Source organism: Tenacibaculum sp. L6 (genome assembly GCF_028823685.1).
In the GTDB taxonomy this organism is placed as follows: domain Bacteria; phylum Bacteroidota; class Bacteroidia; order Flavobacteriales; family Flavobacteriaceae; genus Polaribacter.
On record NZ_JAPEHZ010000001.1, the window covers coordinates 108,644 to 123,902 of the forward strand.

The 15,259-nt window shown below is 32.1% G+C and carries 18 protein-coding genes; 5 read left to right on the forward strand and 13 right to left on the reverse strand.

The window, feature by feature from the left end:
• The first annotated feature begins 11 nt into the window (after positions 1-11).
• Both rpoN and OU788_RS00565 read left to right on the forward strand, forming a co-directional pair.
• Positions 12-1,475, forward strand: a complete 1,464-nt coding sequence (gene rpoN / locus OU788_RS00560; protein WP_274633344.1) for an RNA polymerase factor sigma-54 — start codon at positions 12-14, stop codon at positions 1,473-1,475.
• Positions 1,475-2,074 (forward strand): hypothetical protein, encoded by a 600-nt coding sequence (locus OU788_RS00565; protein WP_274633345.1) that lies wholly within the window; start codon positions 1,475-1,477, stop codon positions 2,072-2,074. Before rpoN ends, OU788_RS00565 begins: the two co-directional genes overlap by 1 nt.
• Here OU788_RS00565 and OU788_RS00570 read toward each other — a convergent pair.
• From OU788_RS00570 to OU788_RS00595, 6 genes are all read right to left on the reverse strand, one after another.
• On the reverse strand, positions 2,069-2,737 hold the full coding sequence (locus OU788_RS00570) for a porin family protein (protein WP_274633346.1): 669 nt from the start codon (positions 2,735-2,737) through the stop codon (positions 2,069-2,071). The two genes, OU788_RS00565 and OU788_RS00570, sit on opposite strands and share 6 nt — an antisense overlap.
• Before the next feature lie 86 nt (positions 2,738-2,823).
• Positions 2,824-3,294: an ExbD/TolR family protein gene (locus OU788_RS00575; protein WP_274633347.1), complete on the reverse strand. Its 471-nt coding sequence runs from the start codon at positions 3,292-3,294 to the stop codon at positions 2,824-2,826.
• Positions 3,295-3,311: 17 nt separating this feature from the next.
• Positions 3,312-3,938, reverse strand: coding sequence for an ExbD/TolR family protein (locus OU788_RS00580; RefSeq protein ID WP_274633348.1), 627 nt, complete (start codon positions 3,936-3,938; stop codon positions 3,312-3,314).
• Positions 3,939-3,944: 6 nt separating this feature from the next.
• A complete protein-coding gene (locus OU788_RS00585) occupies positions 3,945-4,388 on the reverse strand; it encodes a hypothetical protein (RefSeq protein WP_274633349.1) in 444 nt (147 codons plus the stop codon).
• 8 nt (positions 4,389-4,396) lie between these two features.
• Positions 4,397-5,125 (reverse strand): MotA/TolQ/ExbB proton channel family protein, encoded by a 729-nt coding sequence (locus tag OU788_RS00590; protein ID WP_274633350.1) that lies wholly within the window; start codon positions 5,123-5,125, stop codon positions 4,397-4,399.
• A gap of 253 nt (positions 5,126-5,378) precedes the next feature.
• Positions 5,379-6,410 carry an asparaginase gene (locus OU788_RS00595; protein ID WP_274633351.1) on the reverse strand — a complete coding sequence of 344 codons (1,032 nt, stop codon included), beginning with the start codon at positions 6,408-6,410 and terminating at the stop codon, positions 5,379-5,381.
• 94 nt (positions 6,411-6,504) lie between these two features.
• Here OU788_RS00595 and OU788_RS00600 point away from each other — a divergent pair, with 94 nt between their 5' ends.
• Positions 6,505-7,203, forward strand: a complete 699-nt coding sequence (locus OU788_RS00600; protein WP_274633352.1) for a zinc metallopeptidase — start codon at positions 6,505-6,507, stop codon at positions 7,201-7,203.
• A gap of 88 nt (positions 7,204-7,291) precedes the next feature.
• Here the strand turns inward: OU788_RS00600 and lepA are convergent, their stop codons facing one another.
• Complete coding sequence (gene lepA / locus OU788_RS00605) at positions 7,292-9,088, reverse strand: translation elongation factor 4 (RefSeq protein WP_274633353.1); 1,797 nt, start codon at positions 9,086-9,088, stop codon at positions 7,292-7,294.
• Positions 9,089-9,281: 193 nt separating this feature from the next.
• Between lepA and dusB the strand changes: the two genes are divergently transcribed.
• Entirely contained in the window at positions 9,282-10,280 is a 999-nt protein-coding gene (dusB, locus tag OU788_RS00610) for a tRNA dihydrouridine synthase DusB (RefSeq protein WP_274633354.1), read from the forward strand.
• A 112-nt stretch (positions 10,281-10,392) separates the two neighbouring features.
• On the forward strand, positions 10,393-10,923 hold the full coding sequence (locus OU788_RS00615) for a hypothetical protein (RefSeq protein ID WP_274633355.1): 531 nt from the start codon (positions 10,393-10,395) through the stop codon (positions 10,921-10,923).
• 81 nt (positions 10,924-11,004) lie between these two features.
• On the opposite strand, the gene OU788_RS00620 is transcribed toward OU788_RS00615, so the two are convergent.
• From OU788_RS00620 to OU788_RS00645, 6 genes are read right to left on the reverse strand one after another with little or no spacing between them, the layout of a single operon-like run.
• Positions 11,005-11,598 (reverse strand): hypothetical protein, encoded by a 594-nt coding sequence (locus OU788_RS00620; protein WP_274633356.1) that lies wholly within the window; start codon positions 11,596-11,598, stop codon positions 11,005-11,007.
• A gap of 5 nt (positions 11,599-11,603) precedes the next feature.
• Positions 11,604-12,806, reverse strand: a complete 1,203-nt coding sequence (locus OU788_RS00625; protein ID WP_274633357.1) for an ABC transporter permease — start codon at positions 12,804-12,806, stop codon at positions 11,604-11,606.
• A 39-nt stretch (positions 12,807-12,845) separates the two neighbouring features.
• Positions 12,846-13,241 (reverse strand): 30S ribosome-binding factor RbfA, encoded by a 396-nt coding sequence (gene rbfA, locus OU788_RS00630; protein WP_274633358.1) that lies wholly within the window; start codon positions 13,239-13,241, stop codon positions 12,846-12,848.
• A 21-nt stretch (positions 13,242-13,262) separates the two neighbouring features.
• Positions 13,263-13,907, reverse strand: coding sequence for a response regulator transcription factor (locus OU788_RS00635; RefSeq protein WP_274633359.1), 645 nt, complete (start codon positions 13,905-13,907; stop codon positions 13,263-13,265).
• Between the two features lie 54 nt (positions 13,908-13,961).
• Entirely contained in the window at positions 13,962-14,717 is a 756-nt protein-coding gene (locus tag OU788_RS00640) for a sensor histidine kinase (RefSeq protein WP_274633360.1), read from the reverse strand.
• Positions 14,693-15,208: a hypothetical protein gene (locus OU788_RS00645; protein ID WP_274633361.1), complete on the reverse strand. Its 516-nt coding sequence runs from the start codon at positions 15,206-15,208 to the stop codon at positions 14,693-14,695. The genes OU788_RS00640 and OU788_RS00645 overlap by 25 nt, the downstream gene beginning before the upstream one ends.
• Positions 15,209-15,259 lie beyond the last annotated feature (51 nt).

Below are 15,259 nucleotides of genomic sequence, written 5' to 3' on the forward strand. Positions count from 1 at the left end.
TCTTTGTATATATGCTAAAACAAAGTTTACATCAAAAATTACTTCAAAAATTATCTCCACAACAGATTCAGTTGATGAAGTTAATTCAATTGCCTACGCAGGCTTTTGAAGAACGTTTGAAACAAGAAATTGAAGAGAATCCTGCTTTAGATACAGGTAAAGATGAGCCAGAGAATTTTGAAGATACTTTAGCCAACGATATTGATTATGACGATTCGGGCAGTGAAAAGATTGACACCGATGATATTAATATTGATGAATATTTAAGCGACGACGAATATCCTAGTTATAAAACGCAAACGAATAACTATTCTTCAGATGATGAAGAAAAACAAATCCCCTATGCAGCTGGTACTAGTTTTCACCAATCATTAAACAATCAATTAAACACCTTTAGAATTGATGATGATGAACGTGCTATTGCCGAATTTTTAGTGGGAAGCATAGACGATAGTGGTTACATTCGTAGAGATATAATCGATTTAGTTGATGATTTGGCTTTCACTCAAAACATTTTTACTACGGAAGAAAAAGTTAAGGATGTTTTAGTGAATGTTGTTCAAAAACTAGACCCTACAGGTGTTGGTGCTTTAGACTTAAAAGAATGTTTGATTATTCAGTTAAAGTCGAAAACTGAAACTGAAAGCAGAGCTTTAGCAATTCGAATTTTAGAAGAATCTTTCGACCATTTCGTTAAAAAACACTATCAAAAATTATTAGAAAAATATAATATTTCTGAAGAACAGCTTAAAGATGTTATTCATGAAATAAGCAGATTGAATCCTAAACCAGGAAGTTCTTACGCAGGTAATAACAAAATTGCTGAGCAAATAGTGCCTGATTTTTCTATCAGAATTATTGATGGAAATTTAGATTTAACCTTGAACTCTCGTAATGCTCCTGAGCTACATGTTTCTAGAGAGTATAACAACATGTTAAAAGGGTATCAAGACTCTAAAGAGAAAACCAAATCACAAAAAGATGCAGTGCTTTTTATCAAGCAAAAGTTAGATGCTGCAAAGTGGTTTATTGATGCTATCAAACAGCGTCAACAAACACTTTTAGTAACGATGAATGCAATTATGCACCGTCAAGAAGAATATTTTTTAACAGGTGATGAACGCAAGCTAAAACCAATGATTTTAAAAGATATTGCTGATGAAATTAATATGGATGTATCTACGGTTTCTCGTGTTGCTAGCAGCAAATATGTATCTACCCCTTACGGAACAAAGTTAATTAAGGATTTCTTCTCTGAATCAATGAAAAACGATCAGGGGGAAGATGTTTCTACCAAAGAGATTAAAAAGATTTTAGAAACGGTTATAAGTGAAGAAGACAAGCGTAAGCCTTTAACAGACGAAAAACTTTCTAAAATTTTAAAAGAGAAAGGATACCCTATTGCAAGAAGAACGGTAGCTAAGTATAGAGAGCAATTAGACATTCCTGTGGCTCGTTTACGTAAAGAAATTTAATGCGTTGGCATAAATTCATATCAACCATTTTACATCCAATTGTAATGCCTACTATAGGCATTCTTTTGTATTTTGTATTTTCACCTATAGCACTCAATAAACAACAACAATTTACGGTTGTTTCTGTAGTGTTTGTTGCTACTTATCTAATTCCGCTGTCATTACTTGTGTTTCTTAAATCCATCGGATATATAAAAACATTTAGAGTACATAGTATAGAAGAACGAAAGTTTCCTGTGTTTTTAATGATGATTTTATTTATGTTTTTAGGAAAACTATTCTCGAATATGAGTATCGTTAAAGACTTAAGTTATTTATTCTACGGAACTGTTTTCGGACTTGGTTTTATTTATATGCTATTTCCGTTTAAAATAAAAGGCAGTCTACATTTATTATCTATGGGGATAGCTATCGGGTACTTTTTACTATTTCAACAATTACAAGCAGTACAAATACTTCCTGTTATAACTACTCTAATGTTACTTTCTGGACTATTAGCAAGCTCTAGATTGCAATTAAAAGCTCACTCGGCAAAAGAAGTATATGTAGGCTTTTTTATTGGCTTATTTAGCCCTTTTTTAGCTTACTATATCTTATAACAGATAGAAACTTAGCCCTACTTTAACTATTCTACTATCAATAGAATCACCATTTAGTGTCGCGTTTTTAAACATAGGGGTCAAACCGTAATACACATGAAAATTGAAAGTACCATAACCTGCAGATAATGTTAAACCTGTTTGCCATTTATTATAGTTTTCTAAATTGGAAAAACTAAAACTTTCATCTATTATCTTGTATCGGAATTCGTTACTCAAATTGTATATTATTTTAACTCCAGCATAAAATCGCCAAAAAGAATAGGTGTTAGCATCAGAAGAACGCCATCGAAATTGAATAGGCATTTCTAGATTGTGAAGTTTAATTTTATTTGAGCTTAAATCAGGGTCTATTTCATAATCTCCATTATCATCTAAAACCTTTAAATCATGATCAAATGAATCGTAACTATAACCTAAACCGACAGCAAAAGCATTTCTTCCGATTCTATTAAGTGGTATATCTCTCATATAGCCTAAAGCCAGACCATATGAAAAACCTGTATCTCCTAACTCTTTTGGTTGGTTGGTTAGCAAGTTGTATGTTATATTAATATACAACTGATCTTCTAAATACCTATCTCCTATTTGTAAAGAGTCTTTTTGAGAAAAAGCAGTCAAAGAAATGAGTATTGCTAGTAATGTAAATACTTTTTGTTTCATCTTAATTCTTTAACGATAAAGATAACTTTTTGGTATAAAAAAAGAGCAACCTTATGATTGCTCTTTTCTCGTTTATTTAAAAGTAATTATTTATTAATTACACTTCCTTTATGCGTAGATAAACTTAATTTAAGAGCGTTTACATCTCTTAATTTTTCACGAATATCGGCTAAAGTACCTACACTCGATTCTTTATCTGCTTTAATAGAAGTTGTCATAAATGGTACTTCTGCTTCAGAAACGTTATCTCTTTCAAGATAAATGAAAGAAGGCACATCATCTGGTGTAGCAATCTTATCGTTTAACTGAATTCTGTTATATCCTGTACCATACTTTGGGTCTTTTGCTTTACCAACATAAATTGTACTCACTAAACTTTTACGTTCAAGTTTCTTAACTTCACTTGCACTAGGTAAACGTGGTGAATCAATTAATAAATCTGTTTCTCTCATGGTAGTAGTTACCATGAAGAAGAATAATAACATGAAAACAATATCTGGTAAAGACGCCGTAGATAAAGCAGGCATCCCTTTCTTCTTTTTTCTAAACTTAGACATACTCTTATATTGTTTTATTAGTTAACATTAGTTGGGTCGGTGTCAGAAATAATCTGAGGGTAACTCGTCTTAATATCTTCTACCTTCTTTCTTAAAGACTCATCTTTTCTCGCGCTTTCAACAAAGGCTTTTTCAAGTTCGTCAAAACTCATACCGTATTTTTCAAGACATAATCTGTTACGTAACTCAGTATAAGCTCTTAAAAGCTCATTCTGTACTGCAACATAAGTACCGTACTCTGTACCTCTATCACTTTCTACTGAGATAATTGCCTTGTTAGGATGATCTGATGACTCAGGGTCTTTTGCTCCTTTACAATAGTCACAAGCAGCTCCTGCTTCTTTTCCAGGCATTGGGTTACCAATACCTCCACCATTATCTATAAATTTTATAGCCGCATCTTTTAAGTCTTTTAACTCCATAACTTCATTTTCAACTAAAAGTTGATTGTTACGGTTAATACTTACTTGAAAAATGTTTTTCTCTTTAACGATTGGTGGTTCAACTTCAGTTTTTTCAGCTAATTTTTTAGGAATACCTGAATCCACATCCATCGTTGTTGTTACAAGGAAAAAGATAAGTAGCAAGAAGGCAATATCTGCCATCGAACCTGCATTAATTTCTGGGTTTTCTCTTCTTGCCATAATACTCTACGATTTAACTAATCCTTTTAATAAATCCCACACGAAGAAACCTCCTGCGATCAGTATTAATATAACACTTAACCAAATACCTGTACTAGTATTTTTAGATACACTGCTTCCTGCTGCCGCAATTACTTTTTCGTTTGCGTCAATAACTTGTCCGTCTGCTGATAAGATATAAGAAACTACTAATAATACCCCCATTCCTAACAATCCAATTAATGCTTTTTTCAAAGCTGCTGGATTTTTAAACAAACTTAAGATAGAAGCTAATACTGTTACACCTGCTGTTAATCCTAATAATACTAAAGAGTATGTTACTAATGGAGAAACTGCACTTGATATTGCAACAGGATCTTCTGCATCTGCTCCCATAGCCACCATAAATAAGACTATACCAACTAAAGAGAGTAATGCTACAAAAATTGTTATTAATTTATTGTTCTTCATACCTCTTCTTATTTTTTATACTTAGCTAATAAGTCGATTAAAGAGATAGAAGCATCTTCCATGTTGTTTACGATACTATCTACTTTAGAAATAATGTAGTTGTAGAAAATTTGTAAAATAATAGCTACTACTAAACCGAATACAGTTGTTAAAAGTGCTACTTTAATACCACCTGCTACTACCGCTGGAGAGATATCGTTTGCTACTGCAATCGCATCAAAAGCTCCAATCATACCGATTACAGTTCCCATGAACCCTAACATCGGTGCTAAAGCGATAAATAATGAAATCCAAGAAATGTTTTTCTCTAATAATCCCATTTGCACTCCTCCATATCCTACTACAGCTTTCTCAGCAGCATCTAAACCTTCATCAGCTCTTTCTAATCCTTGATAAAAGATAGAAGCAACAGGCCCTTTTGTGTTTCTACATACTTCTTTAGCAGCTTCTACTCCACCTGAACTTAAAGCTTCATCAACACTAGCAATTAATTTCTTAGTATTGGTTGTAGCCATATTTAAATAAATAATTCTTTCAATTGCGATAGCTAAACCTAAGATTAAAGCTACTAATACAATTCCCATAAAACCAGGACCACCTTCAATAAAATATCTTTTTAAAATTTGGTGGAAAGTTTCTGATCCTTCTGCCGCCGCTGCGTCTTGAGCATAAGTTGATTGAATAGCTCCTAAAAACATAAATCCTGCAATAGTTAGGATATTTACTACTTTTTTCATTTTGTTATAATTAATTTTAAATAGTTAACGGGTTAAAAATACAAATTTTACTGCGAAAAACTTATTTTTTTATAAATAAGTAATGCTTTTCTTGTACTTATTACGTTTTTAAATTTTTCAGAGTGGCAAGTAACAAAAAAATGTTGGGAGATTAAAAAAAATCTATAGTATTTCTATTACCCACCTGTTTTTTAACGCTTTCCCTTAGTAATTCAAGGAGTTACAACGTTAAATTTAACAATTTATTTACAAATCATGTCATTTCTCCCCTAAGAGGTTTCTCAAAATAATGCTTAAATTCTTCTTTTGACAGCTTTTCTCCTAGCAAATACATCATTTTTGCAACTGCTGTTTCGGTGGTAATATCCTTACCATCAACAATACCTATACGTTTTAATTCTGAACTTGTTTCATAATGTCCTAAAATTACGCTTCCACCTTTACATTGTGTTACATTAACAATGTATATTCCTCTTTTAACAGCTTTTTCTAATAAATCTACAAACCAAGTTTCGGTAGGTGCATTTCCTGATCCGTACGTTTCTAAAATAATTCCTTTTAAATCTGGAATGTTCATAAAACTTCTTACTACCGATTCTGTAATGCCTGGGAATAGCTTTAAAATTGCTACATGATTATCTAAATTCTTCCTTACCACTAAATCTTTGTCACACTCATTAGACTTTAATAGTAACGGATAACTAAAGTTTAAATGCACTCCACTCTCTGCCAAAGGCGGATAATTCATCGAGGCAAATGCTTCAAATTGTTCTGCATTTATCTTAGTAGTTCTATTAGCTCTGTACAATTTATATTCGAAGTACAACCCTACTTCTTGTATTACTGGTTTGCCATTTTCGTAAGCTGATGCTACTTGAATCGAGGTTATTAAATTTTCTTTAGCATCGGTACGTAAATCTCCTATTGGTAACTGAGATCCTGTAAAAATTACAGGTTTTTGTAAGTTTTCAAACATAAAACTTATTGCTGACGACGTATACGACATCGTGTCTGAGCCTGTTAGCACAACAAATCCGTCAAACTTGTCATAATTATCTGAAATGATATCTGCTATTTGAATATAATACTCCACACTCATGTTTGATGAATCAATCGGTTCATCAAAAGAAATGGTAGAAATTTCGCAGTTTAGTTGTTGTAATTCTGGAATCTTACTAGAAATTTGACTAAAATCGAAAGCCTTTAAAGCTCCAGTATTGTAGTCTTTAACCATACCAATGGTTCCTCCTGTATAAACTATTAAAATTTTAGGTTGTGTTGTCATTTTGACATTTTTAATTTCCTTAACTAATTTGGAATAATTTATGTTGTAAATTTATCCAGCAAAAATGATATAAAATTTTAAAACTATATAAATTATGATCGGATTTTATGTACTGATAGGTATAATATCTTTATTCAGTTGGTTAGTAAGTAATACTTTACAACGTAAATTTAAAAAATACTCGCAAGTTCACTTACGTAATGGAATGAGCGGAGCAGAAATTGCTCAAAAAATGTTAGCAGATCATGGTATTTATGATGTACAGGTAATTTCTACTCCTGGTAGGTTAACCGACCATTATAATCCTCAAAACAAAACAGTAAACTTAAGTGAAGCTGTGTACAACCAACGCAATGCTGCTGCAGCTGCTGTTGCTGCTCACGAAGTTGGACACGCTGTACAACACGCTACCGCTTATCAATACTTACAAATGCGTTCTAAATTAGTTCCTATGGTAAGTATTACTTCTCGTTTCTCTCAGTGGATGGTAATTGGTGGTATTGCTTTTGGGGCTGCTTCTGGAAGTACAGGTATCGGGTTTTATATTGCTTTAGCTGGTTTAGCTTTTATGGCTTTAGGTACAATTTTTAGTTTTGTTACTTTACCTGTGGAATATGACGCAAGTAATAGAGCTTTAGCTTGGCTAGAAAACAAAAACATGGTAACTCGTGAAGAGCTTGCTGGATCAAAAGATGCTTTAAAATGGGCTGCAAGAACTTATTTAGTTGCTGCTTTAGGATCGCTTGCTATGCTATTATATTGGGCGCTACAAGTTTTAGGAAATAGAGATTAACTTTCTAAAATCACAACAATAAAAAAACCCGTTTTGAAGAAATCAAAACGGGTTTTTCTATATTCTATACTCTAGTTTCTAAGAAAACTTAGTCATTCAGTTTTAATACAGCCATAAACGCTTGCTGTGGAATTTCTACGTTTCCTACTTGACGCATACGTTTTTTACCTTTCTTTTGTTTTTCTAATAACTTACGTTTACGAGAAATATCTCCTCCGTAACACTTAGCTGTCACATCCTTACGTAAAGCTTTTACCGTTTCACGAGCTATAATTTTTGCTCCAATAGCTGCCTGAATTGGAATATCAAACTGTTGACGTGGAATTAATTCTTTTAACTTCTCACAAATACGTTTTCCTATTCCGTAAGCATTATCAGCATGTAATAATGCTGAAAGTGCATCTACTGCTTGTCCATTAAGTAACATATCAACACGAACCAACTTCGATTCCTTCATTCCTATTGGATGATAATCGAACGATGCATATCCTTTAGAAACTGTTTTTAATCGATCGTAAAAATCGAATACAATTTCTGCTAATGGCATATCAAAAATTAATTCAACTCGCTCAGGAGTTAAATAAGTTTGATTTACAATTTGCCCACGTTTTTCTATACAAAGTGACATTACCTGACCTACAAAATCAGCTTTGGTAATAATTGAGGCTTTAATAAAAGGTTCTTCTACTCTATCTAATCTTGACGGATCTGGCAAATCGGATGGGTTATTAACAATAATCACCTCATCAACATCTTTCTTAGTAAATGCATGGTAGCTTACGTTAGGAACCGTAGTAATTACGGTCATATCAAACTCACGCTCTAAACGCTCCTGGATAATTTCCATGTGTAACATCCCTAAGAAACCACATCGGAAACCAAATCCTAATGCCGCAGAACTTTCTGGCTGAAATACTAATGAAGCATCATTTAACCGCAATTTTTCCATTGAAGCACGTAGCTCTTCATAATCTTCAGTGTCTACAGGGTATATACCTGCGAATACCATTGGCTTCACATCTTCAAACCCTTCAATTCTTTCGCTTGTTGGGTTCGCGAAATCGGTAATTGTATCTCCTACTTTTACTTCTTTTGCTGCTTTAATTCCTGTAATTAAATATCCAACATCTCCTGTTTTAATCTCGTTTTTTACAACTTGATTCAACTTTAAAGTTCCTACTTCATCAGCCCCATATTGCTTACCAGTTGCCATGAATTTAATTTGCTGATTCTTTTTAATAGAACCATCAATTACTCTAAAGTAGGTTTCAATTCCACGGTATGAGTTATACACCGAGTCAAAAATCAATGCTTTTAATGGTGCATCAGGATTTCCGCTTGGTGCAGGTATTTTATCAATAATTGCTTTTAAAATATTATCAACTCCAAAACCTGTTTTTCCACTTGCATGAATTACATCTTCAGGATTACAGCCTAATAAATCAACAATATCATCAGTTACTTCTTCAGGATTTGCTGAAGGTAAATCTACTTTATTTAAGACAGGAATAATTTCCAAATCGTTTTCTAAAGCTAAGTATAAGTTAGAAATCGTTTGTGCTTGAATACTTTGTGCTGCATCCACAATTAACAACGCTCCTTCACAAGCTGCAATAGAACGAGAAACTTCATAAGAAAAATCTACGTGACCTGGAGTATCGATTAAGTTTAAAATATAATTTTCTCCTTCGTAAATATAATCCATTTGAATAGCATGAGATTTAATGGTAATTCCACGTTCGCGCTCTAAATCCATGTTATCTAGTAACTGGTTTTGTTTTTCACGCTCAGTAACCGTACCTGTATAATCTAATAATCTATCAGCAAGAGTACTCTTACCATGATCAATATGTGCAATAATGCAAAAATTTCTAATGTTCTTCATCAATAAAAAAATTTCTCAAACCATTTTAGACACTTAGGAAATCCGTTTTAACAAAACCGCATTATTTACTAAATACCCACTATGGGTTCATTCGTCGTAATCTAACTACTTGTGACTTGCAAAGATACTTCTTTGAAAAACGATGTACAATTAAAAATTTACACAATAAAAAAATAAAAAGTAACTTTGCAGCATGGTAAAAATAGGTAATATAGAACTTCCTGATTTTCCGCTATTATTAGCGCCGATGGAAGATGTAAGTGATCCACCATTTAGAGCTTTATGCAAAGAAAATGGTGCTGATGTAGTGTATACTGAATTTATTTCTTCGGAAGGGTTGATTCGCGATGCGGCAAAAAGCGTAATGAAGCTAGATATTTACGAAAAAGAACGCCCAGTAGGGATTCAAATTTTCGGCGCTAATCTAGACTCTATGCTGAAAACTGTTGAGATTGTTGAAAAATCAAATCCTGATATTATTGATATCAATTTTGGATGTCCTGTAAAAAAAGTAGTATCTAAAGGAGCTGGTGCAGGAATTTTAAAAGATATTGATTTAATGGTTTCTCTTACCGAAGCCATGGTAAAACACACTAAGTTACCTGTTACTGTGAAAACTCGTTTAGGTTGGGATCATGATTCAATTCGAATTCTTGAAGTTGCTGAGCGTTTGCAAGATGTAGGTTGCAAAGCCATTTCTATTCACGGTCGCACGCGTGCGCAAATGTATAAAGGTGAAGCTGATTGGGCACCTATCGCCGAAGTTAAAAACAACCCAAGAATGCACATTCCTGTATTTGGAAATGGAGATGTTACTTCTCCTGAAAAAGCGATGGAAATGCGTGATGTTTATGGATTAGACGGCTGCATGATTGGTCGTGCATCTATCGGATACCCTTGGTTTTTTAACGAAGTAAAACACTACTTTAAAACAGGCGAACATTTACCGGGACCAACTATTTCTCAACGTGTTGATATGGCACGTCGTCATTTAGAAATGGCTATTGACTGGAAAGGTGAACACCTAGGTGTGGTAGAAACTAGAAGACATTATACCAACTATTTTAAAGGGATTCCTCATTTTAAAGAACACCGAATGAAAATGGTTACTTCGGATGATCCTAAAGATGTTTTTGCTGCTTTTGACGAAGTACAAGCTAAATTTGGAGACGCTACCGTTACCTTAGGATAATATAGAGGAAAACCCTTTTTTAGTCCATTCATTTTCAATGAATTCCATTTTACTTTTAAACCTGTAAAAGAAGCTGTATATTTGGTTTAACTAACCTTTTTTACACCTTATTTTGAAGTATCAACTTGTACAAACACTACTAGTTACTATACTCCTACAACCATTTTTGGGAGCCTCGCAAGAGCTTCCTTTAAACAGTACTGATGCTTTAAAATTATATCATCAAATTAATAATGAAATGAATAAAGAATTTCCTATTGATGATATTAAAACCTATACTCGAGATTCATTTTCTGAAACTCAACTAAAAAAATACTTATCTCTTCAGTATCGAAAACTAGATTTACTTCCGAAAATTGAAGGTCACTACTATTTAAAAATTCAAAGTTTTCTTGATGTTGGTAATTGGTTCTACAAGGTTGGGTTCCCTAAAGAATCTATCAAATGGTACAATCATTTTTTAAAATTCTACGCTAAGAATGAAGACAAGCTAACTTCTGAAGAAAAAAACTCATTAATAGAAATGCATAATCATGCTTATAGCGTTTTAGCAGCTGATTATGCCAAACTTTCTGTTCTTGATAGCGCAGAATATGCTCACAAAGCCAACGTAAACTTTTCTAAAGCTTTTAATAAAATATAAGAGAATAAGACTATTTTAGCTACTACTAATCTGTAAAAGACCAAGATTTATAAAGTCTTGGTCTTTTATTTTTTTATTAAACTATTCATTTATTTTAAAAGCCATAACTAACTTTTCTACTTCTGGTAAAAACCTATCATAATACTCATTTAAAGCTGAATATTCTATTGTATAACCTTTATTCCTATAAAAAAATAAGAAAACCGCATTAGTGTATTTATACTTTCTTTCGTCTCCGTACTTAACTATATATAGTTTACCATACTTCTTATGTTTAGTAGTATGCAAACTATACTTAAAGTCTTTAAACCACCATTTTTCTTTTAATGCAATAAACCTTTCTAGATAATTTTCAATATTAGTTGTCTCTTTCCATCTCTTTTTAACATCATTATTATATGCTATAATATTAGCTGTTGCATAACTAGGATCAAACCTCTTATCTTCTATTTTTTTATAAAACGATAAAAAACCTGTTTTAAATTCACGCTTATCATATGTTTCCCAATCATTTATCTCAGAACCAAAAGAAAAGTTCACAACTTTCTTTGTTGACTGTAAACTATCTAGTTCTTTAAATGGTGTATTTTTATAGTAATCAAAATTGCTAGAAGCACATGAAGTCACTAATATAATTACCCCTAGAAGTAAATAGGGTAAAAGACTTTTTTTCATAGAAATTATTTTTCTATAAAATTAACAGAAATTCTTGAACTTGCAATTTTTGCTGCTAAATAACCCAAAGCTGAAATCGTTACAAGTACCACGAGTAGGTTTATCAACCTAAATTCAACTGGGTAAGCTAAACTTTCCGTAATCATTAGTAATTCAAATCGTTGTTGAATTAACACTAACAACACTCCTAAAACCAATCCAATTCCCATCCCTACCAGAGTTAATAAAAACCCTTGGTAAATGAATATTTTTTTAATTTCATCTATACTACAACCTAAATTAAATAACGTTTTTAGGTTTTGGCGTTTATCAATAATCATCATTATTATTGAGCCTATTACATTAAATAAAGCGATCGCTACAATCAAAGTGAATATTAAGTACGATATAAAATTTTCGGTATTGATTACTTTATAATATAAGGTGTTTAACTGTGCTCGGGTTTGTACTTTAAAATCTTCTCCTAAAGCTATTTGTAATTTTTCTTGAAACGAGTCTAAATCAACTCCTTTTTTAAGAGCTAATTCTATTCCCGTTATTTGATTCTCTTTATAACCTAACAACTCTTGTGCTAGCGAAAGCTCGGTAAACACATATTTATTTTGAAACTCTTCTGAACCTGTATAGACACCTATTACTTGTGTAGAAATTGATCGAAAAGCATTGTTCGCATTTATAAATCCTTTTCCTGGCTTTGGAACTAAAACCTGCAATGCTTCACCAAAATTAAAAATTCCTAATGATAACTTATATGAAATTCCGTAGCCAATAACCGCTGTATTTTTATACTGTTCGTCTATCCAAGTTCCAACGGTTAGTATAGAATCTGTAGGAATTATAGATGAGTAGTTAGTATCTACTCCTTTTATTTGAGCAATATGATCTCTGTCTTTATATTTTAAAAAGACTCTTTCTTCTACAACTTTTGAACATGCTTTTATAGCTTCTTCTTGTTGAAGAATTTCATGAAGTTTTGTTGAATATTCGAAAGATTTTCCTTGAGCCGCTGTTATTTTTATATCAGGGTCTGATGCATTTAGTAAAGAATCGCTAAAAGTTTTTAAACCAGAAAAGCCTGATAAAACGACGAACAAAGCCAAAGTACCCACTACAACACCAAAAACAGCAATTGCTGTAATGATGTTAATTGCGTTGGTACTTGTTTTTGAAAATAAGTATCGTTTAGCTATGTATAGTGAAAAATTCAACCATTAATAAATTTAGCTAGCCAAAGTAAAGAAAATTTATTAACGTTTTTGGCGACGAGGTAAGATATCTGGATTTTTTATTGGATCGACATCTTCTCCTTTTAAGGATTTATCAATATCTTCAATATAATCTAAACTATCATCTCCAAAGAATAACAGTTCTGGCATTCTTCTAAGTTGATTTTTTGTTCGTTTTGCTAATTCGTGACGGATTAAAGGAGTATTAGACTTCACCCCATCAATAATCTCATCTCTTTTTTCTGAAGGAAATACACTTAAGTACACTTTAGCTACTCCTAAATCGGCAGTAACCGAAACTTTAGATACCGATATAATCACTCCCTTCATTCCATCTTGCGCAGCACGTTGTAAAACGTCTACCAAGTCTTGTTGCAATACTCCTGCAATTTTTCGTTGTCTATTTGTTTCTTCCATGCTGCAAATTTAAGCATAAAATTACGGAGTATAAATTTTATTTTTTATCGCGTACATTACCAATCCTACTCTGTTTCTAACATTTAACTTTGTAAATAAACTATCGCGATAACCGTCTATTGTTTTCGGACTTAAAAACATTTTTTCGGCTATTTCTTTATAGGTTAACTCAGAACAAGCCAACTTCATAAAAGTAATTTCATTCTCTTTGAATGCGAGATTATTTCTTTCTTTTTTACCAGAAACTGAATCTAATAATAAAGTGGTAACATTTTTGGTGTGATAAAAACCATTATCCATCATTTCAAGAAGAGCCTTTTCTAAGATTTCTTTTTTGGTATCTTTTAACAAATAACCAACAGCTCCTGCCTTTAACATTTTTAAAATAGTGCCATCGGCATCTTCAACGGATAAGGCCATAACATGCACTTGTGGATAATTTTCCACAATCCATTCAGTAGTTTCAATACCATTCATCACAGGCATATTTACATCTACTAGAACTAAATCAGGTATATTTCTAGGTGAGGCAGAAAATTTTTCTTCAACCTCTTTTCCGTTTTTACAAGTGTAAAGCACTTTGAATTTATCAAAGGTGTTTACCATACCTTCAATAGCCTGTGATAATAACGTATGATCATCTACAACAACAACTGAGTATTTCATAGTTTCAATGAGTTAGGTTAGTATTTGTTGTTGGGGAATATACACTAAGGCTCGTTAAATATAATAATTTATTATTAAACAAGTTCCTTTTTTAGGTGCTGATTTAAATTTTGCTTCTGCATTTATCAATTTTGCTCTTGCTTTTATATTCTGCAAACCTATACCTTTTAAACCTACTCTTACCATATCAAAACCTACACCATTATCTTGAGCTTTAATTTCAACAAAATCATCTTTGTAATTTAAAAAGACATCTAGCTTAGAAGCTTTTGAATGTTTTATAGTATTAGAAAAAAATTCTTGAAGTATTCTAAAAATAATGATTCCATGTTTTTGATTAATTTCTTGCTCTGAACCTGTTACTTCTAAACTTGCTTCAATATAATTTAATCTATTAAAACGGGCTATTTCTAACTCTAATGCTTTCTTTAGCTTTACATTATTAATAAAATCTGGGTTAATTACTTTTGAGAGTGCTCGTACTTCTTTTAAACTCTTTGTAATAATTTCTGAAATTTCTCCCATATTTTCAGGCGAGGCGTGTTGCAATTGTATGTTAGCTAAAGTTAGGAGTTGACCAATATTATCGTGCAACTCCCAGCTTATATTTCGTAAAGTTTCTTCTCGTATTTCTATTTGAGTTTCAGCGATTTCTCGTTCATACCGCTTTTTATTTTCAGCACGCTCTAATAATAATTTATTCTTACGATTTTGAAATACAGTAAACAATACCACTAAAAAAACAACTCCCAAAATTGTTAAGATTGTGGCTATTACAACAATTATTATTCTACTTTCTTCCAACTCCATATCAAACCTATTATAACACAACTATGCAAGAAAATAGTTACTACAAATTGTATGTTGTGTATTTGAAAAAAGGCCATTCCCTTTTCCATAAAACTATATATTGCCATAAGAGGTATCGATCCTAAATAATACAGCAGCAATCCAGTAGTAATCCAAAATATTACATCTGTTTTGTAATTTACTATTTTATCTGACAACAAAAGTTCTCTCAATGATAAAAATAATATTGTCGCCATTAAAAATGCACCAAGTACAATAACAAATGAATTAAAAAGAGAAAAATTAAAATCATGGTACCAAAACCACCCAAAACTTATTACATTAAACAATGTAAGTGAACTTATTATAGTCTTTTTTGTAATTTTATCATTAGATACTTCATAGTAAAACATGAAGAGTAAATTAAACTCAATTAAACTATATGCATTATATATATAGTTTGTATTATGAACACCAATATTTATTACAAAATTTATGATAGCTTCTACCAAAGCCGTTAATATTAGATATGCTAAAAAAAACCTTGTTTTTTTTAAAGCTGA